This window comes from Thermaerobacter sp. FW80, from assembly GCF_004634385.1.
Taxonomy (GTDB): domain Bacteria; phylum Bacillota; class Sulfobacillia; order Thermaerobacterales; family Thermaerobacteraceae; genus Thermaerobacter; species Thermaerobacter composti.
This window is the reverse complement of record NZ_CP037895.1, coordinates 1,524,876-1,550,238: the sequence shown is the minus strand read 5'-3', so window position 1 is coordinate 1,550,238 and position 25,363 is coordinate 1,524,876. Positions and strand designations below refer to the sequence as shown.

Below are 25,363 nucleotides of genomic sequence, written 5' to 3'. Positions count from 1 at the left end.
TCCCATGCCCGCGGTCCCCCAAGGGTACGGCTCCGGGGCTACTGCGCCCCGGAGCCCGGATCGAAGCGCAATCCCGCACCGTAGTCGAAGAGCCCGGGCACCGTCACCGGCAGGCGGCCGGACGGGTTCACCTCGCCCACCAGCACTCGCGCCAGGGCCGCCAGGGACACGGGCTGGTGGCCGTAGGTGGCCAGGTAGCCGGCTGTCGCCGGTAGCACCATGGCGTCGTAGGGGTTGCGGGTCGCCGCCACGATCACCGGTTTGCCCGTGGCCACCAGGCGTCCCACCAGCTGCCCCTGGCCTGGGTAGGAAGGCGCGTTGTAGGTGGTCACCACCACCGCGTCCGCCGCCGCGGCCCGGCGGACCGCCTCGTCCTGCTCGCTCGCCGTGGGGTTGAGCCCCGTGCCCAGGGCCGTCACCGCCAACCCCTTGGCCGCCAGCTCGCTGGCCAGGAGCTCGGCCCCTGCCGTGCGGGGACCGACCACCGTCACCCGGGTCCCGCGGCCCAGGGGCAGCACCGACCCCTCATTGCGCAGGAGGGTGATGCTGCGGTCCGCCGCCTGGCGCGCCACGGCCTGGCTCTCCGCGGTGCCGAGGAGGGCGAGGTCCGCCGCGCCGGGCAGATCCCAGGCGAAGAGGCCGCGGCGCATCTTGAGCTCCAGGATCCGGTACACCGACTGGTCGATGCGGCGCTCGGCGATCTCCCCCCGCCGCACGGCATCCACCACCGCGTTGAACGCCAGGGACACGTCGGGAGGCATCAACAGGATGTCCGCCCCCGCCTTGATGGCCTCCACCGGGATCCGCTCGGGGGGAAGGACCTGCGCCCCTTGCATCCCCAGGGCGTCGGTGATGATCACCCCGTCGAAGCCCAGTTCCTCCCGCAACACGCCGGTCAGGATCGGGCGGGACAGGGTGGCCGGCAGGCCGGCGTCGTCCAGCGCCGGGACCACGATGTGGGCGGTCATCACCGCGTCGACGCCCGCGGCGATGGCCTCGCGGAACGGGCGCAGGTCGACCCGCTCCAGGGTCTCCCGGTCGTGGTGGATGATGGGCAGCCCGTAGTGGGAGTCGACGTCCGTGTCGCCGTGGCCGGGGAAGTGCTTCACCGTGGCGATGACGCCCTCGCCCTGGTAGCCCCGGACCTGCGCCACGCCCAGGCGGGCCACCAGCTCCGGGTCCTCGCCGTAGGAGCGCACGCCGATGACGGGATTGGCCGGGTTGACGTTCACGTCCAGCACCGGCGCCAGGTTCATGTTGATGCCCAGCGCCCGCAGCTCCCGGGCGGTGATCCGGGCCGCCGCCTCGGCCAGTTCCGCCGACCGGGTGGCGCCCAGGGCCATGTTGCCGGGGAACTCCGTCGCCGGCTGCCGCACCCGGGCGACGATGCCGCCCTCCTGGTCGGTGGCGATCAGCAGCGGGATGGGCACGCGCTGCTGGCGGGCCAGCTGCTGCAGCCCGTTGGACAGGCTCTGGACCTGCTGCGGATCCAGGGGGATCCCGATGTTGCCGTTCCAGTTGAAGTAGATGAAGCCGCCCACGTGGTACCGCTGGATGGCCTCGGCGAAGTTGCGCACGCCGCGCCCCGACCGCAGGTTCTCGTCCTCGTAGTCGGGGTCGGTGGGGGTCCGCCCGTAGACGTCGATCATGAACATCTGGCCGACCTTCTCCTCCAGGGTCATGCGGGCAACGATCCGCTGGATCCACCCGCGACGGACCCGCTCGTCCCCCCAGCCGCCCGGCGGGCCCTTCACCCCGTCCCGCGCCGGGCCGGCCGCGGCGGGGACCGACAGGACGAACCCGGCCACCCACACGACGACCGCCAGCATCCCCAGGACCCTACGGCCCCGCCCTCGCCGCCTCCGCACGGCTGGCACCCCCTCTTGGACTTCTGATCATCTATACAAGTCATCTATACAAGTCGATTCGCAACGCCCTTCCATCTTCTGGCCATGCCTCCGCCGCGGGCGACGCCGGCGGAACCGCTTCCGGCCGCCGGGGGAACCGCTGCTACTCGAGCGGTTCCAGGCGCCCCTCCGTCAGCAGCCAGCGGGCCACGCGGCCCTCGGCGCCTTCGGAGCCCTCCGTCGCATCCGGGTCGCCCTGGAGCTCGACCCAGGCGACCCCGGCACCCGGGTCCACGCCCAGCAGCCGGCGGATCGCTCCGGGGGCCGTCCGCACCGGAGGCCAGGTCTCGCTGGCAGCGGGAGCCGGTGCGGGCGCGACGGACGCCCCCCCGTCGGCATCCGCCCCACCCTCCGCGGTGCCCGGGCTCCCGGGGGCCCCGCCCTGCCCGGCGGACGAACCGGCCCCTGGGCGGCCGCCCAGGGAGCGCGCCTCGAGCCGGACGCTGCCGCCCGCGGCCACCAGATAGAAGAGGCGCCGGCCGCCGCCATCCCACGCGACGCCCGCCTGCACCAGCCCCGCCGGCAGGTCGATGGCCTCCCGGGTGGTGACGTCCACCAGGCGCCACGACCCCCTGCCCGCCGGGCCACCGGAACGGGCGCCGCCGTCCGCCCTCGGCTGTCCCGGCCCTGCCCCGGGCACCAACACCAACCAGCGCCCGTCCGGGCTGGCCCCCAGCACCCGCCACGGGACGCCGGGGTCGGCGAACACCGGCTCGGCGCGGCCGGTGGGAACCTCGACCGTCACCACCCGCTGCACGGGACCCGGCGCTTCGCCGGTTCGTCCGACGGCCTCGGGCCCGCCGGCCACCAACGCGGCGAGGAAACGTCCCTCGTCCAGCCACGGCCCGGGGAGCGCCACCGCGCCCCGGCCGCTGGCCAGGTCCACGGGACGTGCCTCGCCCCGCGGGAGATCGACCAGGTACAGGTGCGCCCCGCCACCCGGTTCCGCGCCCAGGGCGCCGTAGGCCCAGGACCGCCCGTCCGGCGAGGGCGGCCCGGCCCAGGCCAGCCGCTCCCCCGGCAGCCGGGACCAGCGTCGCGACTCCAGCTGCCAGAGGTACGGAGGATCGCCGACCGCCAGCGTCTCCGGCCCGGCCCAGGCGATGGTGGCGGGGCGGCGCACGTCCTCGGGCACGGCGTAGGGGGTCGACGTCAGGTCGCTGCGCACCACCCAGAGGTAGGGGGTGCCCGCTTCGGCCCGCGTGAGAAAGGCGACGGCGCTCCCGTCCGGCGCCGGCACCACCGGGCTCGCCCAGCGGTGGCCGGGAGGCAGGCGAAAGATCTCCGTCGCCATCCCGTCCGGGTTGACGAACCGCAGCCGCTGGCCGCGGACGGCCAGGACGCCGGTCTCGCCCTCTGCCTCCATGGCCACCGGGCGCGGCTTGACCGCGGACCCGTCCGACAGGTCCACCGGTTGCACCGCCGGCCAGAGGGGATTGCCCGCACCGTCCGCGGCCGCGGTCCCCCTCGCGTCGACGCCCGGGGTGCCCACCCCCTCGTCCGGTTCCTGCCCCCGGGCGCCGTCGGTCGCATCCGACCCCGGCGGCAGGCCGGCGGTCGGTCCGGCCGACGGGGCCGCCGGGTCGGTCCTCGTGCCCGAGCGCCACCAGGCCCAGCCGGCGCCGGCGAGAAGGGCGAGGAGGATCGCGAGGGTGATCCACGGACGGGCCGCAGCAGGATGCGGTCGGCCCACCAACCGATGGCGCCGCAACGCCCCCACCTCCTGCGCGTGTCCGCCCACCGTTCGCCAGGGGCACGGGCGGATCCTGCCGCGAAGGATGCCGGGTGCTGTCGGCGATGGGCGACCACCCCGCGGTGCTCGTCGGCCCTCGACCCCGTGGGCGCGAAGGCCCCGCGGATCGTCTCCGGTCACCGCCGGCCCTGGCCAGGGGCGAGGGAAGGGCGCGGGGCACGGGGTCCGCTCCAGCCGGGAACGCCATCCGCTGCCGGGGCGGACCGGCGGAGGGGAGCCCTGCGATGGATGGGAGGGGTCGAGGGATCGGGCGGTGCGGATCAGCGGTCGCCCGCCCGGTGACGGGCGGCCGGGGCCGCCGGGCGGACGGACACGGGCGCCGCCGGTCCGCCCGGCGCGGCCACCAGGTACACGCCGACCAGGACCGCGAGCCCCCCCACCACGTGGGCCGTCGTCAGCCGCTCGCCCAGCAGGCTGATGGAGAGGGCGGCGGTGTACACCGGCAGGAGGTTGGCGAAGATGGACGCCGGGCCGGCACCGATGCGGCGGACGCCCTCGTTCCAGAAGAGGTAGGCGACGGCGGACGAGACGACCCCGATGTAAAGCACCGCCCAGGTGTCGCGGAGCGAGAGGCTCCAGGCCCCCGCCCGGGCCACCAGGTCCCAGCCGCGGACGGCGGCGGTCATCACCGCGCCGGCCGCCGCGGCGTAGAGGGTGAGGCCCAGGGGCGAGAGGCGGCGCGTCGCCACCCGGGTGACCACGGTGTACACGGCCCAGCTGGCGGAGGCGGCCACCATCAGCAGGTCGCCGGGGTTGAACCGCCAAGCCCGCAGCACCGCCAGGGACCCGCCGGAGAGGATCCACGCCGTCCCGGCGAGGCTCAAGGCGGCGCCCACGGCCCGCCGCCCCGTCACCCGCTCCCCGAGCAGGGGCACCGCCAGCAGGAAGGTCAGGGCGGGCGACGCCGTGTAGATCAGGGTCCCGTTGATGTTGGTGGTCTGCTGTTGGGCGATGTACTGCAGGGTGTTGTACCCCGCCATGCCGGTCAGGCCGCACAGCGCCACGGCCAGCCACTCCCGGCCGCGGGGCCGGGGGAGCCCGCCCTCCCGCCAGTACACGACGGGAGCCAGAACCAGCGCCGCCAGCACCCACCGCACCAGCACCAGGTCGGCGGGATGGACGCGGCGCACCAGCTCCTTGGCGATGGTCCAGTTGCCCGCCCAGAGCAGCGGGGTGATCGCCAGCAGCAGGTAAGCCAAGGGTCGTCCACCACCCGCGGGAGGCTGCGTAATCTCTATAGGTGAAGGCGTCGGTGGAGGCGGGATCCGTCCGCGTCCCCGGGCAGCCCGCCCGGCGCAGGAACCCGGGCGGGCCTGCCGAAGCCCTTGTCAGAACCAGCTAACGATTTCCGACATCTTCCCTGCGGACGAACGCCGCCTGGCGTCGTTCGGGGCGGACCCGGGCACCCCCTGCGGTGGGGGGCGTGCCCCCCACGCCGCGGCCCGGTCGGCCGCAGCGACTCGCCCCCAGGGCGGATCGAGGTGAAGGGCATGAGCACCCGACGCATCCCCGAACACCTGCGTTTCTGGGAACCGGAGGCCGACCGGCTGCTGCTGGCCTTCGTGCAGGAGGCCCTGGACGCGGGCGGCACCGTGCTGGACGGGTGCCAGCGGTTCGTCCAGGCGTTGCAGGCCGCCGGCCCCCGGGTCACCCCCTCGCCCGAGCAGATGGCGATGCGGTGGGAGGTCCTGCAGACCTTCGGGGGCGACCCCGCCCGGGATCCGGGCGTGGCCGTGGGACGCGCCCGTCCCGTGCCGCCGCGGACGGGCGGGGAGCAGGCCCCCCTCCTGCCCCAGCTCGCCGACGAGCTCCACCGCCTGGCCGACGAACTTCACCGTCTCGCCCGACGTCTGGAACAGGTCGCGATCCCCGCGGCCGAAGGCCGGCCGTCCCCGCCCCCCTCGGCGCAACCCCCGGGCCCCCAAGGGGCGACGGCTGGCGGGGCGACACCGGCGCCCCCCTCCGGCCCCTCTGCCGGCCCGCCCGCCGCCCCCGGCTCCCCAACCGGTGCCGTCGGCTCCCCGACCGGGACGGCGGAGCGTGCCGGTTCCGTGGAGCGCGCCGCGCACGCGGACGACGAGGACCAGGCCGTCCCGCCGGAGGCGGAGGCGGGGCCTCCGCTCCAGGGACCTGAGGACCCCCCGGCGGGCGACGCCGGCGACGCCGGGGGCGGCGCGGCCGCGGGCGCGGCGGAAGAGCCGGACTCCGGCTCGGGCGCCGCGCGGGCGCCCGAGCCGGAGTCCGGCAACGGCAGGCCGGCCGACGCGTCCCTGCCCGGGAGGGCCAACGGGACGGCCGGCCGCCGGGGCCGCGAGGCGGACCCGGCGGCCGGTGGCGACCCGGGCCCGGCGGGGCCGGCCCCGGGTTCGCCCGGGTGAGCCGTTCGCCCGGCGGGCGGCCCACGCCGTCGCCCCTCCCGGCGCCGACCCGGGGGATCACCGCTCGCCACCGGTCCCCCTTGCGGTAGTTCCGCGGGCTGGCGCTTCCTTCCTGCCGCGGCGGGACGCCTGCCCCGGCCGGGCGGGCCGCGCCCTCACCCGGCGCGGCCCGCCCGGCCGCCCAGGTAGGCCGCCTGCATCCGCGGATCGCGGGCGAGCTCGGCGGCCGGGCCCGCCAGCGCGACGGACCCCGTCTCCAGGACGTAGGCGCGGTGGGCCAGCTTCAGCGCCGCCCGGGCGTTCTGCTCGACCAGCAGCACGGTGACGCCCTGGCGGTTGATCTCCCGGATCGTCTGGAAGATCTGCCGCACCACCAGGGGCGCCAGGCCCAGGCTGGGTTCGTCCAGCAAAAGCAGCCGGGGCCGGGACATCAGGGCGCGGCCGATGGCCAGCATCTGCTGCTCGCCGCCGGACATCGTCCCCGCCAGCTGCCGCCGCCGCTCCTTCAGCCGCGGGAAGAGATCGAACACCCAGCGCCGCGTCTCCTCCACCGCCGCCCGGTCGGCCTGGGGGTAGGCGCCCAGGGTCAGGTTCTCGTCCACCGTCAGGGGACCGAAGATGCGGCGCCCCTCGGGGGCGTGGGCGATGCCCAGGGCGGGCAGACGGTGGGCGGGCAGGCGCAGCAGGTCCTGCCCGCGGAAGCGGATGCTCCCCTGGTGGGGCCGCACCAGGCCCGAGATCGCCCGCAGCGTGGTGGACTTGCCGGCGCCGTTGGCCCCGAGCAGCGCGACGATCTCGCCCTCGTCCACCGCCAGGTCGATGCCCTTCAGGGCGTGGATCGGCCCATAGAAGACGTGGACTCCGGCCAGCTCCAGCATCGCCATCAGAACTCATCCTCTTCCCGCCCCAGGTAGGCCTCGACGACCTGGGGGTCGGCCTGCACCTCCGCCGGCGTCCCCTCGGCGATCTTGACGCCGTTGTCCAGCACCACCACGCGGTCGGACAGGCCCATGACCAGGTTCATGTCGTGCTCGATGAGGAGCACGGTGATGCCGTCCGCCCGCACCCGCCGCACCAGCTCCACCAGCTCGGCGCGCTCCTGCTCGTTGAGGCCGCCGGCCGGTTCGTCCAGGATGAGGAGCCGCGGCCGGGCGGCCAGGGCCCGGGCGATCTCCAGGCGCTTCTGCTGGCCGTAGGGCAGGTTGCGGGCCAGCGCGTGGCGCAGCTCCCACAGGCCCACGCGGCGCAGCGCCTCCTCGGCCTCCGCCCGGATCCAGGCCTCCTCCCGCCGCTGGGCGGGGGTGCGCAGCACCGCGGCCCAGAACCCCGCCCACGCCCGGTGATGGGGTCCCGCCATCGCGTTCTCCAGCACCGTCAAGTTGCGGAAGAGCCGCAGGTTCTGGAAGGTGCGGGCCACGCCGAGGGCGGCCATGGCGTGGGGCGGGAGCCCCGTGACCCGGCGGCCGCCCAGGAACACGTCGCCCGCGTCGGGCCGGTAGATCCCGGTGATCAGGTTGAACACCGTGGTCTTGCCGGCGCCGTTGGGGCCGATCAGGGCCAGGATCTCGCCCTCGCGCACCTCGAAGCTGACGTCCCGCACGGCCACCAGGCCGCCGAAGCGCTTGGTCACGCCCTCCACGGCCAGCAGGGCCACGGCCCTCACCTCCCCCCGGCGGCACCGCCGGCGGCCGCCCCCGGACCGTCGCCCGCGCCGCCTGCCGGCGCGCCGGGGAGCCCACCCTCCGCCGCGGCGGGCCATCCGCCGGCGCCCCCCGGCACGGCGGCCGACCCGTCGCCGCCCCGCATCGCCAGCCGCCAGCGCCGGCTGGGCCAGAGGCCCTCGGGCCGGACGATCATCAGCACCACCATGGCCGCGCCGAAGACCAGCATGCGGTAGTCGGCCAGCCCGCGGAAGAGCTGGGGCAGCACCACCATGGCGAAAGTGCCCAGGAACACGCCGGGGATGGAGCCCGTGCCGCCCAGGATGACGATGGCGAACATCACCACCGACTCCCAGAAGGAGAAGCTCTCCGGCGCGATCACCCCCATCTTCGCCGCGTACAGGTTCCCGGCCACCCCGGCCAGGGCGCCGCCGACGGCGAAGGCCAGCACCTTGTACCGGCCGGTGTCGATGCCCATGGCCGCCGCGGCCACCTCGTCCTCCCGGATGTAGCTCCAGGCCCGGCCGATGCGGCTGTCCTTGGCCACCGAACAGGGCGCTGAAGGAGACAGACTGGTATGACATGATATGGAAACAAAAGGAGGGTCATTCCTCCCCGCCAGGGACGGAGGGCGGCTCGCGCCCACCGCAGCCGACGCCCCGAGGGACCCACCGGCCTGCCCGGCGAGTTGACACCGCGCCCCCCTTCTGGTGTGATGGGAGGCGCACGGACTGGCACCGAAGGCCCCATCGGCGTACCCGTGACGCTCCGTCGGCGCTTCCCGTGGCGTTCCATCGGGGTGAGGAAAACCGGGTGAACGTTGCCCGCGGGCCAACGCACCCGGTCTTTTTGTCAGTCGGCCGTGCCGGCGCACAAGGGCGCCGGGAGCGGCCGGGCGGAAAGGAGGCGGGACGCGATGTGCGGCATCGCCGGCGCCACCGCCCCCCGCGGCGAGGCGGTGGGCCGCATGCTGGAGGCCATGGCACATCGGGGGCCCGACGACCAGGGACTGTGGATCGGCGAGCGGATCACCCTCGGACACCGCCGGCTGTCCATCATCGACCTGGCGGGCGGGCACCAGCCCCTGGCCAACGAAGACGGCTCCATCCGCGTGGTGTTCAACGGCGAGATCTACAACTACCGCGAGCTGCGGGACGAGCTGGCCGCCCGCGGCCACCGCCTCCGCACCCAGACCGACACCGAGGTCCTGGTCCACCTCTACGAGGACGAGGGGCCGGCCCTGGTGCGGCGGCTCTACGGCATGTTCGCCTTCGCCCTCGCGACGCCCGACGGCCTGTTCCTCGCCCGCGACCCCCTGGGCATCAAGCCGCTCTACGTCGGGCGCGACCGCCATGGCGCGCTGCTCTTCGCCTCGGAGATCGGCGCCCTGCTGCCCCACGTGGAGACCATCGAGGAGTTCCCCCCCGGCCACTACTGGACCGAGCGGGACGGGTTCGTCCGGTACTACGAGCTGCCCCCCGTGCGGTACGACCTGCCCAGCCCGGAGGCCGCCGTGGACGAGCTCGTCGCCCGCCTGCGGCGGGCGGTGCGGCGGCGGCTGGTGGCCGACGTGCCGGTGGGCGTGTTCCTCAGCGGGGGCCTGGACAGCAGCCTGATCGCCGCGCTGGTGGCGGAGGTGCGGGCCGAGACCGGAGAGCCGGTCCATTCCTTCGCCGTGGGCATGGAGGGCAGCGAGGACCTGGAGCGCGCGCGGCTGGTGGCGGCGCACCTCGGCACCGTCCACCACGAGTACGCCTTCACCCGGGAGGAGCTGATCGGGCTGCTGCCCGCGGTCATCCGGCGGCTCGAGTCCTTCGACGCCGCGCTGGTGCGCAGCGCCGTCCCGACGTACCTGGTGTCGCGGCTGGCGCGCCGGTACGTCAAGGTGGTGCTCTCGGGCGAGGGAGCGGACGAGCTCTTCGGCGGATACCAGTACCTCAAGCGGCCGGAGATCCGGGCGCGGCTGCAGGACGAGCTGCGGGAGATCACCCTGGCGCTGCACAACACGAACCTGCAACGGGTCGACCGCATGACCATGGCCCACGGCCTAGAGGGGCGGGTCCCCTTCCTCTCGGTGACCCTGGTCGACCTGGCCTGGCGCATCCCCCCGCGCTGGAAGATCCACGACCGCACCGGGACCGAGAAGTGGATCCTGCGCCAGGCGGCGCGCCGCTTCCTGCCCGCGGCCGTGGTGCAGCGGGAGAAGGCGAAGTTCGCCATGGGCACGGGCGTGGGGCCCACCCTGGAGCGCTTCGCCGAAGCCGCCGTCAGCGACCGCGAGTGGGCGGAGGGCCGGCAGCCGTGGCCGGGCCTGGAGCTGGGCAGCAAGGAGGAGCTCCTCTACTTCCGCTGGTTCTGCCAGGCCTTCGGCCCCCGGGCGCGCTTGGCCGCCCGGCTGGTGGGACGCAGCCGCAGCCTGAACCCGCACGAGCTCTACGCCCCGGGCTGGCGGGAGCGGACGTCCCGCACGGGGACGGAGACGCCGTGACGGCGGGCAAGCCAGCCGGACGAACGCGGCCGGACGGGGCACCGGTTGACAGGCGGGCACAACCGGCGGCATAATCGGCAGCGTACACGCGAGCCGGCTCGACCGCCGGACCGCGGCCCGACGCCCGGTCCCGGCGGCGCCCACGAACAACCGAATACGCCGCATCTCTTCTTATCCAGAGTGGCGGAGGGACGGGCCCAATGAAGCCACGGCAACCTCCGTGCGGCCGCACCGCGGCCCCATCGGCCGTTCCGGCTCGGCCCGCCGGCGGCGGTGGCCGCGGAGGCGTCCGGTCTCGGGTCGGGCCGCCGCGATGCCCGCTGGTCGCGGGGGCGCGACCGCGGGGCCGCGCCCGATGCGGTCGCCGGGTGGTGCCAACTCCCGCAGAACCGCGTCCTGGTGCCGGGACGCCGTTCTGAGAGATAAGAAGGGATGGCACCCTTTGGCCATCCTTTCTGCGTCTCTCGGAAAGGATGGCTTTTTGTTGCCCGTCGCCGGACCGGGACCGCCCGGTTGCGGACCAGGGCTGCCCGCTGCGACGCCGCGGACCGAGGCGGCCGGGTGCGGAGAGGTCGCCTGGTGGACGAACCGGCCCGCCTGAACGGGCACTGCGTCGCCACGGACCGAGGCGACCGGCTGCGGAGGCCGCCGGGTCGGTGGAGGGCGCGGGCCCCCGCCGAACCCGGATCCGGCGCGGGCGACGGGGGTGATGCGGATGCCGGAACCGATGCTGGAGGTTCGCAACCTGGTGAAGGTCTTCCGCGGCCGCCGCGGGACCACCACGGCCCTGGACGGGGTCGACCTCGTGGTTCGGCGGGGCGAGTTCTTCGGCGTCGTCGGTCCGTCGGGGGCGGGCAAGAGCACCCTGGTGCGGTGCATCACCCTGCTCGAGCGCCCGACGACGGGGTCCATCCGCCTCGGCGGCGTCGAGCTCACGCGGCTCCGGGGCGCTGCCCTGCGGCGGCAGCGCCGGCGCATCGGCCTGGTCTTCCAGCACTTCCACCTGCTCTGGTCCCGCACGGCGGCGGGCAACGTGGCGCTGCCCCTCGAGATCGCCGGCGTCCCGCGGGACCGCATCCGGCACCGGGTCGAGGAGCTGCTGGATTGGGTCGGGCTGGCCGACAAGGCGAGCGCCTACCCCGCCCAGCTCAGCGGCGGGCAGAAGCAGCGGGTGGCCATCGCCCGCGCCCTGGCCACGGAGCCGGAGCTGTTGCTCTGCGACGAGCCCACCTCGGCCCTGGACGCCGCCACCAGCCGGACGGTGCTGGAGCTGCTCCAGCGGGTCCACCGGGAGCTGGGGATCACGGTGCTGCTGATCACCCACCAGCTGGAGCTGGTGCGGGCGGCCTGCCAGCGGGTGGCGGTGATGGACGCCGGTCGCATCGCCGAGTGCGGACCCGTGGACGCGGTGTTCGGCCGACCCCAGGCCGAGGCGACCCGGCGCCTGCTGGCCGCGGCGGGCGACGGCGCGGGATCCGACGCCGCGGCGAGGATCGCGACCGCCGGGCAGGGTGCTCCCCTCGCCCAACCGCTCCCCGACGCCGCCCATCCGCTGCCGGCCGCCTCGGGACGGCTCCCGGCGCCCGGCGTCGCCGGCCCATGGCGTGTCGGGAGGTGACGGTGCGTGGGAGGAACCGGCGCGATGCTGCCGGGCGGTTCGACCCTGACGGCGGCGGGGTTCGTCCCCGCACCACTGGCCGAACTGCTCGCGGCCCTGACGGAGTACGGACCCGACATCGTGGAGGCCACCGGCCAGACCCTGTACATGGTGGGCCTCGCCATCCTCTTCGCGACCCTGGCCGGGGTGCCCATCGGCACCCTCCTGGTGGTGATGGACCGGGGGCACATCGCCGCCTTCCCGCCGCTGCGGGCGCTCCTGGCCTTCGTGGTCAACACGGGTCGGTCGGTGCCCTTCATCATCCTGCTCATCGCCCTGGCGCCCTTCACCCGCCTGCTGGTGGGCACGTCCCTGGGGACCGCGGCCGCGGTGCCGCCCATGGCGGTGGCCGCCACGCCCCTGGTCGCCCGGGTCGTGGAGACCGCGCTCAGGGAGGTGGACCGCGGCACCATCGACGCGGCGGTCGCCATGGGGGCGACCCCCTGGCAGGTGGTGACCAAGGTGCTGCTGCCCGAGGCGCTGCCCGCCGTGGTGCTGGGGGTGACCATCGCCACCGTGGGCCTCATCGAGTTCTCCGCGGTGGCGGGCGCCGTCGGGGGCGGCGGCCTGGGCGACCTGGCCTTCCGCATGGGCTACCAGCGGTGGGAGGCCGGGGTGTTGCTGGCCTGCGTGGTGCTCCTGGTGGCGCTGGTGCAGCTGGTCCAGTGGGCTGGCGAGTCGCTGGCCCGGCGGCTCAACCACCGGTGAGCCGGCACCGCCCCCGGCGGCCGGAGGGCGGCGGACCGGCGTCCGCCGCCCTCCGGCCGCCGGGGGCCGCGGCTCGGGACGGCCAGGGACCGCCGCCCGATCCGGCTTGGCGTCCCGGCCCATGGAGCACGCCGGGTCTTGGGCACCGGGTCGGCGCGGCAAGCGGGCATGGGGGATGGTCCGCGGGAGCGGCCGGTTCGTCCGCGAGGGGGTGATGGGGACGCGATGGGTGAGAACAGCCACGTCCACCGCCCGATGGCGAACGCGGCCGAGCGGTGGACGGGAAGGAGGTCGCAGCCCGATGCGTGCAGGCTCCCCTCTCCCCCCGCGCCGGCGCTGGATCCGGCGGATCGCGATGTCGTTGACGGTCTTGCTGGTGGCGGCCGTGGCGGCCGGCTGCGGAGGCGGCCCGTCGGCCGGTTCGTCCGGCGCTGCGGCCGATGAGGGTGCGGCCGGCGGCAACGGGTCCGCGGGCACGCAGGGATCCGTCACCTTGAAGGTCGGCGCCACCGCCGTCCCCCACGCCGAGATCCTCCGCGACGTGGCGGCGCCGGCCCTGGAGAAGCAGGGCATCAAGCTGGAGGTCATCGAGTTCAGCGACTACACCAAGATCAACCCGGCCCTGGTGGACGGCGAGCTGGACGCCAACTACTTCCAGCACATCCCCTACCTGGACCAGTTCAACGCGGACCACGGGACAAAGCTGACGCCGCTGGCCAAGGTGCACATCGAGCCCATGGGGCTCTACTCCGACAAGATCAGCGATCTCGGCCAGCTGCGGGACGGCGCCACGGTGGCCATCCCCAACGACCCGACCAACGGCGGGCGGGCGCTGCTGCTCCTGCAGTCGGCCGGTCTGATCAAGCTCGAGGAGGGCGCGGACTACACCGCCACGGTGCGGGACATCGTGGAGAACCCGAAGAACCTGGAGATCCGCGAGGTGGCGGCCGAGCTGATCCCGCGCACCCTGGCCGACGTGGATCTGGCGGCCATCAACACGAACTACGTGCTGGAGGCGAAGAAGGCGGGGGCGATGAAGAACCCCGAGCCGCTGTTCATCGAGGACGCCGACTCGCCCTTCGCCAACGTGCTGGTGGTGCGGCCGGAGGACGTGGACCGGCCGGAGCTCAAGGCGCTGGCGGAGGTCCTGGTGGGTCCCGAGGTCAAGGAGTACATCGAAGAGAACTACGACGGCGCGGTCGTGCCCGCCCAGGAACTGTTGGAGTAGGATCGCCGCGAGCGGGTGCAACCGGGTCGCCTGCCGGCGGAAGGCGGAAGGCCTCACCCGCGGCGCGGGTGAGGCCTTCCGCGTCCATCCTCCCAGCACCGCAGGTCCCGTTCCACCGGCCCGCATCCAGCGAGCGCACCCGGTGACGAGACCGCGCCGCATGCGGTGGAGGGCAGGAACACGGGGACGGCGGGAGGGCGGAACCCCCCGAACGCCGGGGCTAGCCGCGCAGGCCGGCATCGGCCCCGCCCCGGCGCCACAGGGCCAGCACCCGCTCCACGTAGGCCTGCGTCTCGCGATAGGGAGGAACGTCCCCGTACCGCTGCACGGCACCGGGCCCCGCGTTGTAGGCCGCCAGGGCCAGGCGGATGTCGCCAAACCGCTCCAGCTGCTGGCGCAGGTAGCGGGCGCCGGCCTCGAGGTTCTGCCAAGGATCCCAGGGGTCGGTGACACCCAGCGCCCGTGCGGTGGCCGGCATGAGCTGCATCAGGCCGAGGGCGCCCGCCGGCGAGCGTGCCAGCGGGTTCCAGCCGGATTCCACCTCGATCACCGCGCGGAGCAGGGCGGGATCGAGGCCGTGGCGGCGGGCGGCCACATCGGCCAGGGTCTCCAGCCGATCGCGGGGCCATGGCGACGCATCGTCCCCGGACGGGGTCCCTCCTGCGCTGGCGACCGCGCTGGCGGCGTCGGCCCCGGCCGCACCCAGGGCCGCCAGGGCCCCCACAACCCGCTGGCCCCCGGGAGGGCGCCCCACCCCACCGTCGCCGGGGAACCGCGTCCGCCCGTCGCCGCGATGCCGAAAGCCAGCGCCGTTTCCGCCAGCGCCGCTCCCCCCGTCCAGCCCTCCAGCGCGAGGAGCGACGCCAGCGTCGCCGCGAAGTCGAGGTGCCCGGGGTTTGGCCGGGCCCGGGAAGCGGCGCCGATGACGGGCTCAGGAGGCTGCGAACCGGATGGCATCGGGGCCGAGGGCGTCGCGTCGGTCCCGGCGGCGCCCGCGGCACCCTGCAGCCCCGATGCACCGATGCCGGCGGGCCGCTTCGCTCGTTGCGCCCGCAGGGCCGCCGCCCAGAGCAGGAGCTCCAGGTCCCGGTCCCCGATGCCCCATGTCCCGCCGACGGCCACGTCCACCACCTCCCATCGCCCCGGGGGCATCCGAACCCGCGGCCACCGGTCGGCGTCCCGGACCGCCGGCCCCTCCGGGAGCCCCCGGCGTGCGCGCCGCGCTCCATGGGGTCCTGCGATTCCCCATGGCGCCCGCGCCGTCCACCCCGTCGGACGCCCCCAACGCCGTCCACCAAGCGATCTATCCCAGCGGCTCCTGTCGCCCCACCCGCCCCTCGAACACCGTCACCGTCTCGAATCCATGGGCCCGGGCGTAGGCGACCAGCTCCGGGTACGCCCATCCCACGTGTTCGGGCTCGTGGGCGTCGGAGGCCAGGGTCACCCGCACCCCGAGCCGTCGCGCCTCATCCAGGATGCCCGGGTCCGGGTAGAACTCCCCGACCGGCTTGCGCACCCCGGCGCTGGAGATCTCCAGGCACACCCCGGCCTCCGCCGCCGCCCGCGCCAGGCGCCGGTGATACTCGGCCAGTTCGTCCCGGTATTCGGGCGGCAGCTTGTAGCCGAACACCTTGATCACGTCGGGGTGCCCGAAGACGTCGAAGAGCCCGCTGCGGATCGCCCGCTCCGCCAGGTCGAAGTAGCGCCGGTACGCCTCCCGGACGTCGCGCCCGGGCCAGCTGGCGGGATCCAGGTCGAAGCCCCAGTCGTCGATCCAGTGCACCGAACCGATGACGAAGTCCAGCGGATAGGCAGCCAGGAAGGCACGGATGTCCTCCTCCCGGCCGGGGACGTAGTCCATCTCGATGCCCGCCTTCACCGGCAGGCCCTCGGCGCGGGCGGCCTGCAGCAGGGCGATGTAGTCCGCCATGCGGAAGCCGCTGCTGTAGCGCTCCACGTACCACGGGCGGCCCAGCAGCGGCGCCCCCTCGACGAAGTTGTACGCGTGCTCGGTGATGCCGATCTCGTCCACACCGCGGGCCCGGGCCGTCTCCACGAACCGCAGCAGGTACTCCCGGGTCAGCCCGCCCCGCTCCAGGTGCATGTGGTAGTCGATCAGCATGGCTTCGGCCCCCATCCCCCTTGCCCGCCTCTGGCCGCGGCAAGCACCGCCCGCGCCCGCCCGGCCCTCGTCCTCCACGAACACCGACCGCCGCAGCCGCTCCGCCGCCTCCTTCAACGGACGCCCTGTCGAGCAAGGTCCGCCCCGGGGGACGACCGAGAAGGAGCTGGGCCTGGCGCGTCGCGGCCGCGGGCCTAGCCCCGGGCCGCCGGTTCCTCCGACGGCGCCGGCGAGCGCGCCCCCGTCGACCGCTCCGGCTGCAGGTAGCGGTCGAACCAGTCGACGATGCGATCCAGCCGGTAGACCCGGTGCCAGGGCTTGCCACCGCGGCTCAAGCCGTGGCTCTCCTCGGGGAAGCGGACGAACTCCGTCGGCACGCCGAGGACCTTGAGCGCCGTGTAGAGCTGCTCCGCCTGTTCGATGGGACAGCGCAGGTCCATCTCCGAGTGCATCACCAGGAGCGGCGTCTTGCACCGGGCGATGTGGTGGATGGGCGACATCGCCAGGTACCGCAGCGGGTCCTCCCACGGCGGCACCTCCAGGTCGAAGAGGTCGTAGAAGCCGATGTCGCTGGTGCCGAAGAAGCTGTGCTCGTTGGCCACGCAGCGCATGGTCACCGCCGCCCGGAAGCGGTCGGTGTGGGTGACGATCCAGTTGGTCATGTAGCCCCCGTAGCTGCCGCCCGCCACCCCGAGCCGCTGTCGATCGATGAAGTCGTACCGCTCCAGCACCGCGTCGACGAAGGTCATCAGATCCCGGTAGTCGCGGTTGCCCCAGTCGCCCCGGATGGCCGCACAGAAGGCCTGGCCGTAACCCTGGCTGCCCCGCGGGTTGGTGTAGAACACGGCGTAGCCGCGGGCGGCCAGCAGCTGGAACTCGTGGAAGAAGGCGTACCCGTACATGGCCATGGGGCCGCCGTGGATCTGGAGGATCGCCGGGTACCGCTTGCCCGGTTCGAAGCCCACGGGCCGCATGAGCCAGCCGTCGAGGACGTTCCCGTCGGATTCGAAGGTGAAGTGCTCCGGCTCGACGACCTCCACCTCGGCCAGCCACCGGTCGTTGGCCCGGGAGAGGCGCCGGCCCTGGATCACGGGGTGGCCGTTGCGGGTCGCCCCGCCGGCCGGCCCCTCGGTCGGACCGTCGGCCGCCGCGAGGCCGGCCTCCACGGCGGCAGTACGGCCATCCTTGCCGGAGGAACCGGCACCGGCCTCCGCGGGGCCGTCCCCTGCCGTGCCCGGGGCGGCGGCCGCCCCGCCGCCGCCCACGGCGGCCGCGGCCGGTTCATCCCGGGAAGGAAGCTCGGCGATCCACACCTCGCCCGGCTCCGTCGCCGTCAAGCGAAGGTAGGCGCAGCGCCGGCCCGCCCGGTCGATGCTGATCCCCCGCAGCACCTGCGGACCATCGGTCAACGGGCGGATCGTCCCGTCCACCCCGAACCAGTAGAGCTGCACCTCCCCACGGCGGCTGACCAGGGCATAGAGACCCGACCCGTCGGGAGCCCACGCCATCACGGCCCCGGGCTCACCGACGACATCGTTGACGCTCTCGTCGCCCACCGTCAGGTCGGCCTCGGCGGTGAGGCAGCGCCGCTGGCTGCCGTCGGCGGCGATCAGGTACAGGTGGGTGTTGCTATAGGCCCGGTAGCGGCGGGCGTCCTGGCCCCGGACGGCGATCCAGCGGCCGTCGGGCGACGGCAGCGCTTCGTAGACGTCGAGGTCCGAGCTGGTCAGCTTGCGGACGCCCGGCGGCAGCGGGTCGCGGGAGAGGTCGAGGGGCCCCTCGCCGGTCGCCCCGGAACCGGCCCCGCCCTCCCCGCCGGCCGGGTGGAAGGGCACCAGGTAGACGTCGGTCCAGGGCTGGCGGTCGGCGTCGGGATGCGGGTTCGTCACCACCAGCAGCTCGCGACCCGAGGGCATCCAGGTCACCCAGCGAACGTCGTACTCGCCCGCGGTGATCTGGAACCAGGGTACGGTGGCCGCACCGGGCGGGGCGACCTGCGCCAGGTGGGCATCGCCGTCCCCCAGGTCCAGCACCAGCGCATGGTGGCGGTGATCGGTGAAGTAGCCGACGCCGTCCAACTTGTAGGCCAGCCGGCGGATCACCTTCACGCCGCGGGTGTGACGCCGGTACGGATCGTCGTCGCCCGGCTCGGGGTCCCCAACGGCCTCCAGCCCCCGCTCCGGATGAACCTGCGCCACCACCGACAGGTAGCGGCCGTCGGGCGACCAGCCGGCGGGGCTCACCCCCTGCTTGAAGCGGGTGAGCAGGCGCGCCTCGCCACCGTGCGCCGGCAAGAGATAGAGCTGGGGCCGGGGCTTCTCGTTCCCCCGGCCGGCGGCCTCGCCGGCCTTGCCTGCGGAGCCGGCCCTCCTCCCTGTCCCGTCGCCGGGCAACGGCCGGTCGGAGAGGAAGGCCAGCCAGCGGCCGTCAGGCGACCACCGGGGCGCCCGGTCGATGCCCGGTCCGGTGGTCAGCGGCGCCGGCGGGCCCTCACCGGACGCCGGGGCCGCGTACAGGTTGGACCGGTACTGGTTCCGGTCGGCGTCGATCCAGCGCTCGACCCACACCACCCGGTCCCCGTCGGGGGCGATGCGGGGATCGCCCACGAACCGGAGGTCCAGCAGGTCGCGGGAGGTGATGGGGCGCCGGCCGTTGGCAGGCTGGGTCGCACCATGGGATCCCGTCATGACGTCACCTCGGTCGATGGGTCGAGCCGGCCCCCGCGGGCCGGCTCGCTGGCGATGGACCTGTTGGGGGGATTCGAGCTGGAGTACGGGAACCCTCTCCCCGACCGTGGGCGGGTCGGGCATGCGAAGCCCGGCGCAGGTACGGCTCTCTCTGGACACCATCGGAAAGGCCCCAGCGCGCCACCCCCGACTCGGGCGGCTCGACCGGGACGAGAGCACAGCGTGGAATGTCGCGGCCTTGTGGCCGCCGTCGCCGGGAGTGGCCCGCAGACGGGAAACGCCCGTGGACGGGGCGGAAGACCTGCTTTACAGCAGGCGGCCCCGGAGGAAGCGGGAATCCGGCGCCGGCCGGCCGCCGGGTAAGACCGGCACCGCAACGGCTGGAGACCAACACCGCCAGGGGGTCGTCGTACCCATACAAGGCAAAGGACCGGGCCGGCTCACCCGGCCCGGTCCGCGTCCCGCCTCGCTCAACGGTCTGCCTGATCCCCATTTGCGATGGCTAACGGGTTCAGAATTTGGATCGGCAAACCGCGGAAATCCCGCTCGTTGTCGGTTATGAGCACCGCGTCTTCGGACAGAGCCGTTGCCGCGATTAAAGCGTCGGGCAGCTTCAGCTTCCCTTCGAGACGCTTGCCGCATGTCGGGCACCGCTCGCCTGCCCGTCCCCGCTGCCGGAGCCGCCGCAGCTCCCCGGCCTTGCGCGCGATCTCGGCATCGACCGCGATCACATCGTCCGAGAGGTCCATGAGTGCCTCGATCTCCTGAATGCGTTCCGGTGTCAGACCGGCGGTACTCAGCAATTCAGCCCGCGTCACTTCTGAAAAGAAGATGCGGCAGCCTCGCGCCCGAAGCTCCTGCAGGCACTGGACGACAGCAGGGTGTCCTTCGAGGAAGTGCGTGGCCACGGTAGTATCGACGACGAACGCCTCTTGTTCGGCCACGCCTCATTCCTCGCGATCTTCCCGGATTTGCCGGCCCAGCTCGGGGTAGTCCTCCCAAGCCCCTGCCAGGCCCGCCCAGTCCTTCGGCTTCTGCTTGCTCTCAAACGGAACGGAGGTCAGCTTGCCTTGAAACTGGGCCGCAGGGATTCGCCAGGTTCCGCCAGGCGTCCTCTCCGCCTGGATCCGGCCGCTCTCGCACCATCGGCGCACCTGCTGTTGGCTGACCCGAAAGCGCCGCGCAACCTCCGCCGTCGTCAGATACTCTCCTTCAAGCCGCTCGGCCTGGATGCTCAGCTCCAAGCGAAGACCCTGGTGCGCCGCGTCGGGGTTCTCGTTGATGAGCTTCGTAATCGCTTCCAGCATGGGATCGACGACTCGCTCCAGCAGATGCTCCCTCAACGCCGCACGCTGATCCGACGCGGCAGTCCGCCGCAACGCCTCGACCGTCTGCCGGTCAAGGTTCAGCGCCACGGACATGAGCCGGACCCCCTCTCTTCCTACCACCACTCTAGCCCCTCCGCTCCTCCTTGGGCAACATTTCGCACGTATCGCGCATTTCTTCTATGCCTATGCTGGCCAAGGGTGCCGCGCGCCATACAGGAGCGCCAGCACATCTCCGGCCTGGCCACACCCGGTTCCGGCGGACAACCGACCCGTAAAAACCAAAGCCCCGGGCCGGAATTCCGACCCGGGGAGCGGGCGTGTGGGGTGGATGACGTCGGTGTCCCGCAGCCACGTGGCCACGGGCGACCTCCTCACCGCGCCCTCTGGCCGGCCGCCACCCCCGCCAGCACCGAGCCTTCGACCGGCTCAAGGCCGTGCTCTTCCACCCAGCGGCAGGCTCGCTGGTTGCGAACGGCCGTCCGCGCCTCTGTCTTCTCGCCACCCGGTACCGCCAGTACGTTTTCCCCAGCGCCTTGAGGCTCCGCGGCCGCGGGAGCGGGTTCAGCACGATCTCCCCCTCGCCGTTGACGGATACCAGCACGTCCTCCCCGTCCGCACCGCCCACCCGCTCCTGATCCAACCAGGACGGATCCCGGCCGGTCGGGGAGCTCCAGCGGTGCGTTCACGGAGCAACAGGCTCCAACGCCCCCGGTCCTCAAATCACAAGGGCGCGGGGGTTGGCCCGCCTCCGCGCCCTTTGCCGGTGATCGATCCACCTCGCCGCCTCACCTGGCCCGGGCCAGCCGGCCACCCTGGACCCGCGCAACGGGCCCCTGGGTCCCGGGTCGGATGTCGAACTCAAAGATCTCCGTGGGCAGCCACAACGTGCAGCAGGCGTTAGGAATGTCCACGATCGCGCTGATACGCCCCTCTACGGGTGCTGCCCCCAAGATGGTGTACGCCTCCTCCCCGGTATAACCGAATCCCTTGAGGTACTCGACCGCTTCGAGACACGCCCGTCGGTAGGCCACATGGGGGTCCAGGTAATACTGTTCCCCCTCTTCATCGACCGAATATCCTTCAAATACCAGATAGCGTGAAAACCGCGGCTCGATCGGGCTTGGCTCGAACATCGGATGCCGGATCCCGTACTTGTTCATTCCGTCCTTGATTAGATCGACGTGTAACTCAATCCACCCGGCCATCTCAATGGCACCGCAGAACGTGATCTCGCCATCACCCTGGGTGAAGTGGAGATCACCGACCGTCAGCTTTGCCCCAGGTACGTAAACGGGAAGATAGGCACGAGCGCCGCGGGTGAGGTTTTTGATGTCGCGGTTTCCCCCATTCTCGCGTGGGGGTATCGTCCGTGCCGCTTCTCGGGCAATCCGCTCGTATTCCGGGGTTCCGGGACGCAACGAACCGAGAATGGCGTTACGCGGCTCTGGCGGTAACGCAAGGGGCGGCACGCGGTTCGGATCCCGTGCAATGAGTTTACGCTCGCGTTCGTTCCAACGCTGCAATAACTCGTGAGACGGTGCCGTGCCTAAAATGCCCGGATGAGGAATCGCAGGAATCTTCACGCCGGGCACGTGTCGGGATGTCGCGTAAACACCGTGAAAGTCCCAGATCGCTTTATGCGCCTCAGGGAAGTGGTCCGTCAGGAAGCCGCCGCCATTGGACCTCGCGAAGATTCCCGTATAGCCCCATTTCATCTTGGGGTGCGGACCCAGGTCAAGGATGTCGACCACCAGGATATCTCCTGGTTCCGCTCCACGGACAGCAATGGGGCCTGTTAGGTGGTGGTTGGGAGTCAGGTCCATGTCCCGGATGTCGGAGGCATCATCATCGTTACGGACCTGTCCCCCGGTCCAGTCCAAGCATTCTACGACGAACGTGTCTCCAGGACGCACCTCAACGACAGCCGGGATGTCCGGGTGCCAACGATTCTGTAAGACCTCCCGCTGTTCCTCCACAGGTCGCGTGGGATCGACTTCGATCAGCGGCCGCCCCAAGATGAACACACCCCCTTTGCATCACTTGGTACTGGGATGTTTCCAGCGTACCCGCCAGATGGGGCGTCCTCAAACGTATCCAGGGATCCTGTGGCGAGTTGCGAGCAACTGGGACAGCGTTTCCTGTGCCGCAGTGGGTTTTTCGGACTATTCTGCGGCACCGTTGACAGAATGCGTACTGACAGGACAGCATACGCTATATTTCCTTGCTTGGCCTTCCCATGCCATGGCCTGGGCCAGCCTGCTGGCGCACCGCGTAGCCCCGCCCCGCGGGGCACGGTAACATGCAAAGCGGGTGCGCATGTCCCCCGCCGACGGCACCGAGGTCCCGGGCTGCGCACCCGGACCGCGAGTTCCCGGAGGTCGAACCAGCGTGCGCGCGACGGTGACCCGCACCCGTGACGACCTGCGGCAGATCCTCGGCCGCATCGACGGCCGCGGCTACCCGGCCTACAAGGACATCGCGGGCAGCTACGACTTCGGCTCGTTCGTCCTGGCCATCGACCACGTCCAGGGGGACCCCTTCGCCGCCCCCTCGCGGCTTCGCATCATCATGGCGCCGGCGCGGATGCAGCTGCCGGACTGGGCCGCCGCCACGCCCCTTCGCCGCACCGCCACCGCGGACTGGCTGCTGCGCCGCTTCCACCGCGCGGCAGGGGCCGCCGCCGCGCGGCGCGGCAGCGGCAAGAGCGGTCTGATCACCGTCGACCGCCCCGGCCAGGAGATCCTCCCGCGGACGGCCTGCGTGGTCCACCCCCATCGGGTGGAGGTGCGCTTCTTCGCGGGTCTGCCCGCCGCGGGCCGTCGCATCCTGGGCCGGCAGGCCATCGAGATGCTGTGCCAGGATGTCCCGAGGCTGGTGGAGACGGCCCTGGTCCTCAAGCCAAGCGACCACCGCGACCTGGAGCGACACGTCGCCGTGGCCGAGGACCAGGCCGCCTTGCGCGAGGCGCTGGCCGAGCACGGCCTGGTGGCCTTCGTGGGCGACGGGGCGATCCTCCCCCGGGAGAGCGGGGTCAGCGACCGGCCCTTGCGCGGGCCGCGGGTGATCCCCTTCACGGCGCCGGACTCCCTGGCCGTCGAGCTGGACACCCCCCACCGGGGCAAGGTGCGGGGCCTGGGCATCCCGCGGGGCGTCACGCTGATCGTGGGCGGGGGCTATCACGGCAAGTCGACCCTGCTGCGGGCCCTGGCCCGCGGCGTCTACGACCACATCCCCGGCGACGGCCGGGAACTGGTGGTGACGGACCCCACGGCGGTGAAGATCCGGGCCGAGGACGGCCGCCGCATCGAGCAGGTGGACATCAGCCCGTTCATCCGCAACCTGCCCTTCGACGCCGACACCCGCCGCTTCTCCACCGACGAGGCCTCGGGCAGCACCAGCCAGGCGGCCAACATCATGGAGGCCCTGGAGCTGGGGGCGCGGGTGCTCCTGATCGACGAGGACACCAGCGCCACCAACTTCATGATCCGGGATCGGCGCATGCAGGCCCTGGTCAGCAAGGACCGCGAGCCCATCACGCCCTTCATCGACCGGGTGCGGGCGCTCTTCCGCGACCGGGGCGTCTCCAGCATCCTGGTGGTGGGCGGGGCGGGCGACTACCTGGACGTGGCCGACACCGTGATCCGGATGGACGCCTACCGCGCCCAGGACGCCACGGCCGAGGCCCGGGAGGTGGCCGCCCGCTTCCCCACGGGGCGCATCGCCGAAGACCCCGGCCCCTTCCCGCCCGTACCCCAGCGGGTGCCGCTTCCGGCCAGCCTGGATCCGCGCCGCGGCGCCAAGGTCAAGATCCGCGCCCACGGCACCGACGAGATCACCTTCGGCGTCGAGGAGATCGATCTGAGCGCCGTCGAGCAGCTGGTGGACCCCTCCCAGACCCGGGCGGTGGGCGCCATGATCCGGTACATGACAGGCCGCTACCTGGACGGCCGGCGCACCCTGCGGGAGGCTCTGGAGGCCCTGTACGCCGAGCTGGACGAACACGGCCTGGACCGCGTCTCCCCCTTCCCCACCCCGGCGGGCGACCTGGCCCTGCCGCGGCTGTTCGAGGTGGGAGCGGCCATCAACCGCCTGCGTTCCCTGCGGGTGGAGGTGCGCGGGCCGGCGGTTGGCGAGGACTCCCGCGGACATACTTCCTAGCGGGAACGGCCCGCCTGCACCGATGGACAGGAGGTGGTCCGCGTGGGGATGCGCACCGACCTGGACCGCTGGTCGTGGCCCGCGCCTGCCGGCCGCGGCCTGGGCAGCTGGCGTGAGATGTTCTGGCGCCCGTGGGACTTCTGGCGCGCTTTGGATGGCGAGGCGGACTGGGCCTTCGGCCAGCGCCCGTCCGTCGACGTCACCGACGCCGGGGACAAGGTGGTCGTTGAAGCGGAGATGCCCGGGGTCGAGCCGGAGGACATCCAGCTGGACGTCTACGAAGACCGGGTGGTGATCCGCTCCGAGACCCGGCGCGAGACCCGCAACGAGGGCGACGGGTACTACCTGATGGAGCGGCGCTTCGGCCGGTTCCACCGGGTGGTGCCGCTGCCGGAGCGGGTCAACCCCGAGGGGGCGCAGGCCCGCTGCCGGAACGGCGTGCTGCGGGTCGAGATCCCCAAGGTGCAGGATCAGGGGCGCGGGCGGCGCGTGCCGGTGACCGGGACGTAGGGGGAGCGCGCGAACCTCCGACGCGGGCAAGAGCCCCGGCCTGGCCGGAGGATTCGGGAACGGGCCGGCGCGACCGGCCAAGTCCAGGGGATGCGGCCGGGGCTTCCCCTAAGCCGGGGCTCCCCGGCCGCGGCGGTCCATGCCCCAGGGCGGGACGGCGCCTTGGCTACCGGCCCGGCCCAGGGCGGGGTAGCCTGCCGGCCACCGGCCGGCGCGTCAGTGCCCTCCCGAATGCTCCCCTCCACCTCCACCGGTGCTCGTGCCGGCCGTGTCCCGGACCTCCGCGGTCACCGGCACCTCCAGGCCGCCCTCGAAGACCAGGGTCAGGTCGACCCGGTCCCCGGGGTGCAGCGTTTGCTTCAGGTCCATGAGCATCACGTGGTACCCGCCGGGGGCGAAGGTGACGCGGCCGCCGGCCGGGATCTCCACGGCAGCGACGGGCTGCATGCGCACCGTGTTCCCTTCCTGCATGCTCTCGTGAACCTCCGCCTCGCCCGCGACGCCGGTGCGCACGCCGGTGAGGCGGACCGCGGATTGGCCCTGGTTCGTCACGGTGAAATAAGCCGCCGACATGTCACCCTCAGCGGCCGCCCGTACCCAGGCATCGGTGATCGTCACCCCGGGCCCGCCGGCCTGCTCGGCACCGCCACCGGGCGCAGGTTGCCGGGTCGACCCGGCCTGGCCGCCGCAGCCTGCCAGGGCGCCGAGGACGATGGCCACGGCGCCGGCGAGCACCAGAAAGCGAAAGCGCATGACGTTCCGCCACGATCGCACCATT

The 25,363-nt window shown here is 73.1% G+C and carries 20 protein-coding genes; 7 read left to right on the top strand and 13 right to left on the bottom strand.

Features of this window, described 5'->3' with window-relative positions:
- Nucleotides 1-38: 38 nt before the first annotated feature.
- From E1B22_RS06565 to E1B22_RS06555, 3 genes are all read right to left on the bottom strand, one after another.
- Nucleotides 39-1,868 carry a glycoside hydrolase family 3 protein gene (locus tag E1B22_RS06565; protein ID WP_243123199.1) on the bottom strand — a complete coding sequence of 610 codons (1,830 nt, stop codon included), beginning with the start codon at nucleotides 1,866-1,868 and terminating at the stop codon, nucleotides 39-41.
- 142 nt (nucleotides 1,869-2,010) lie between these two features.
- Nucleotides 2,011-3,618, bottom strand: a complete 1,608-nt coding sequence (locus tag E1B22_RS06560; protein ID WP_135225023.1) for a hypothetical protein — start codon at nucleotides 3,616-3,618, stop codon at nucleotides 2,011-2,013.
- 302 nt (nucleotides 3,619-3,920) lie between these two features.
- Nucleotides 3,921-4,859 carry a DMT family transporter gene (locus E1B22_RS06555; protein ID WP_135225022.1) on the bottom strand — a complete coding sequence of 313 codons (939 nt, stop codon included), beginning with the start codon at nucleotides 4,857-4,859 and terminating at the stop codon, nucleotides 3,921-3,923.
- 291 nt (nucleotides 4,860-5,150) lie between these two features.
- Here E1B22_RS06555 and E1B22_RS13240 point away from each other — a divergent pair, with 291 nt between their 5' ends.
- Nucleotides 5,151-6,038 carry a hypothetical protein gene (locus E1B22_RS13240; RefSeq protein WP_243123198.1) on the top strand — a complete coding sequence of 296 codons (888 nt, stop codon included), beginning with the start codon at nucleotides 5,151-5,153 and terminating at the stop codon, nucleotides 6,036-6,038.
- A gap of 155 nt (nucleotides 6,039-6,193) precedes the next feature.
- Here the strand turns inward: E1B22_RS13240 and E1B22_RS06545 are convergent, their stop codons facing one another.
- From E1B22_RS06545 to E1B22_RS06535, 3 genes are read right to left on the bottom strand one after another with little or no spacing between them, the layout of a single operon-like run.
- Entirely contained in the window at nucleotides 6,194-6,922 is a 729-nt protein-coding gene (locus tag E1B22_RS06545; protein ID WP_135225021.1) for an ABC transporter ATP-binding protein, read from the bottom strand.
- Nucleotides 6,922-7,692, bottom strand: coding sequence for an ABC transporter ATP-binding protein (locus E1B22_RS06540; protein ID WP_135225020.1), 771 nt, complete (start codon nucleotides 7,690-7,692; stop codon nucleotides 6,922-6,924). The genes E1B22_RS06545 and E1B22_RS06540 overlap by 1 nt, the downstream gene beginning before the upstream one ends.
- 5 nt (nucleotides 7,693-7,697) lie before the next feature.
- Entirely contained in the window at nucleotides 7,698-8,246 is a 549-nt protein-coding gene (locus E1B22_RS06535; RefSeq protein WP_243123197.1) for a branched-chain amino acid ABC transporter permease, read from the bottom strand.
- 369 nt (nucleotides 8,247-8,615) lie between these two features.
- Here E1B22_RS06535 and asnB point away from each other — a divergent pair, with 369 nt between their 5' ends.
- The 4 genes from asnB to E1B22_RS06515 all read left to right on the top strand — a co-directional run bounded on the left by asnB (nucleotide 8,616) and on the right by E1B22_RS06515 (nucleotide 13,780).
- The gene (asnB, locus tag E1B22_RS06530; RefSeq protein WP_135225019.1) at nucleotides 8,616-10,187 is read left to right on the top strand and encodes an asparagine synthase B; all 1,572 of its coding nucleotides are present in this window, start codon (nucleotides 8,616-8,618) and stop codon (nucleotides 10,185-10,187) included.
- Between the two features lie 715 nt (nucleotides 10,188-10,902).
- Nucleotides 10,903-11,805 (top strand): methionine ABC transporter ATP-binding protein, encoded by a 903-nt coding sequence (locus E1B22_RS06525; protein ID WP_243123196.1) that lies wholly within the window; start codon nucleotides 10,903-10,905, stop codon nucleotides 11,803-11,805.
- 24 nt (nucleotides 11,806-11,829) lie between these two features.
- Entirely contained in the window at nucleotides 11,830-12,552 is a 723-nt protein-coding gene (locus E1B22_RS06520; RefSeq protein ID WP_135225997.1) for a methionine ABC transporter permease, read from the top strand.
- A 301-nt stretch (nucleotides 12,553-12,853) separates the two neighbouring features.
- Nucleotides 12,854-13,780: a MetQ/NlpA family ABC transporter substrate-binding protein gene (locus tag E1B22_RS06515; protein WP_207669847.1), complete on the top strand. Its 927-nt coding sequence runs from the start codon at nucleotides 12,854-12,856 to the stop codon at nucleotides 13,778-13,780.
- Nucleotides 13,781-14,000: 220 nt separating this feature from the next.
- Here the strand turns inward: E1B22_RS06515 and E1B22_RS06510 are convergent, their stop codons facing one another.
- The 6 genes from E1B22_RS06510 to fmdA form a co-directional block, all read right to left on the bottom strand.
- Entirely contained in the window at nucleotides 14,001-14,504 is a 504-nt protein-coding gene (locus E1B22_RS06510) for a lytic transglycosylase domain-containing protein (protein WP_243123195.1), read from the bottom strand.
- 579 nt (nucleotides 14,505-15,083) lie between these two features.
- Nucleotides 15,084-16,019, bottom strand: a complete 936-nt coding sequence (locus E1B22_RS06505) for a histidinol-phosphatase (RefSeq protein WP_243123194.1) — start codon at nucleotides 16,017-16,019, stop codon at nucleotides 15,084-15,086.
- 77 nt (nucleotides 16,020-16,096) lie between these two features.
- Nucleotides 16,097-18,589: a S9 family peptidase gene (locus E1B22_RS06500; protein ID WP_135225017.1), complete on the bottom strand. Its 2,493-nt coding sequence runs from the start codon at nucleotides 18,587-18,589 to the stop codon at nucleotides 16,097-16,099.
- A 470-nt stretch (nucleotides 18,590-19,059) separates the two neighbouring features.
- Nucleotides 19,060-19,533 carry a type II toxin-antitoxin system VapC family toxin gene (locus E1B22_RS06490; RefSeq protein WP_135225016.1) on the bottom strand — a complete coding sequence of 158 codons (474 nt, stop codon included), beginning with the start codon at nucleotides 19,531-19,533 and terminating at the stop codon, nucleotides 19,060-19,062.
- A gap of 3 nt (nucleotides 19,534-19,536) precedes the next feature.
- Complete coding sequence (locus tag E1B22_RS06485) at nucleotides 19,537-20,010, bottom strand: helix-turn-helix domain-containing protein (protein WP_135225015.1); 474 nt, start codon at nucleotides 20,008-20,010, stop codon at nucleotides 19,537-19,539.
- A gap of 692 nt (nucleotides 20,011-20,702) precedes the next feature.
- Entirely contained in the window at nucleotides 20,703-21,941 is a 1,239-nt protein-coding gene (gene fmdA / locus E1B22_RS06475; protein WP_243123193.1) for a formamidase, read from the bottom strand.
- 364 nt (nucleotides 21,942-22,305) lie between these two features.
- On the opposite strand from fmdA, the gene E1B22_RS06470 reads away from it, so the two are divergent.
- Together E1B22_RS06470 and E1B22_RS06465 are read left to right on the top strand one after the other, a co-directional pair.
- Complete coding sequence (locus tag E1B22_RS06470; RefSeq protein ID WP_135225013.1) at nucleotides 22,306-24,075, top strand: ABC-ATPase domain-containing protein; 1,770 nt, start codon at nucleotides 22,306-22,308, stop codon at nucleotides 24,073-24,075.
- A gap of 48 nt (nucleotides 24,076-24,123) precedes the next feature.
- On the top strand, nucleotides 24,124-24,585 hold the full coding sequence (locus E1B22_RS06465; RefSeq protein ID WP_243123840.1) for an Hsp20/alpha crystallin family protein: 462 nt from the start codon (nucleotides 24,124-24,126) through the stop codon (nucleotides 24,583-24,585).
- A gap of 216 nt (nucleotides 24,586-24,801) precedes the next feature.
- On the opposite strand, the gene E1B22_RS06460 is transcribed toward E1B22_RS06465, so the two are convergent.
- Nucleotides 24,802-25,359, bottom strand: a complete 558-nt coding sequence (locus E1B22_RS06460; protein ID WP_167758863.1) for a copper chaperone PCu(A)C — start codon at nucleotides 25,357-25,359, stop codon at nucleotides 24,802-24,804.
- Nucleotides 25,360-25,363 lie beyond the last annotated feature (4 nt).

Excerpts from the sequence above, each read along its gene's own strand:
- E1B22_RS13240 (WP_243123198.1), top strand. The coding sequence starts at position 5,151 with ATGAGCACCCGACGCATCCCCGAACACCTGCGTTTCTGGGAACCGGAG.
- E1B22_RS06545 (WP_135225021.1), bottom strand. The coding sequence starts at position 6,922 with ATGGCGATGCTGGAGCTGGCCGGAGTCCACGTCTTCTATGGGCCGATC.
- asnB (WP_135225019.1), top strand. The coding sequence starts at position 8,616 with ATGTGCGGCATCGCCGGCGCCACCGCCCCCCGCGGCGAGGCGGTGGGC.
- E1B22_RS06525 (WP_243123196.1), top strand. The coding sequence starts at position 10,903 with ATGCCGGAACCGATGCTGGAGGTTCGCAACCTGGTGAAGGTCTTCCGC.
- E1B22_RS06520 (WP_135225997.1), top strand. The coding sequence starts at position 11,830 with ATGCTGCCGGGCGGTTCGACCCTGACGGCGGCGGGGTTCGTCCCCGCA.
- E1B22_RS06515 (WP_207669847.1), top strand. The coding sequence starts at position 12,854 with ATGCGTGCAGGCTCCCCTCTCCCCCCGCGCCGGCGCTGGATCCGGCGG.
- E1B22_RS06500 (WP_135225017.1), bottom strand. The coding sequence starts at position 18,589 with ATGACGGGATCCCATGGTGCGACCCAGCCTGCCAACGGCCGGCGCCCC.
- E1B22_RS06485 (WP_135225015.1), bottom strand. The coding sequence starts at position 20,010 with ATGTCCGTGGCGCTGAACCTTGACCGGCAGACGGTCGAGGCGTTGCGG.
- E1B22_RS06465 (WP_243123840.1), top strand. The coding sequence starts at position 24,124 with ATGCGCACCGACCTGGACCGCTGGTCGTGGCCCGCGCCTGCCGGCCGC.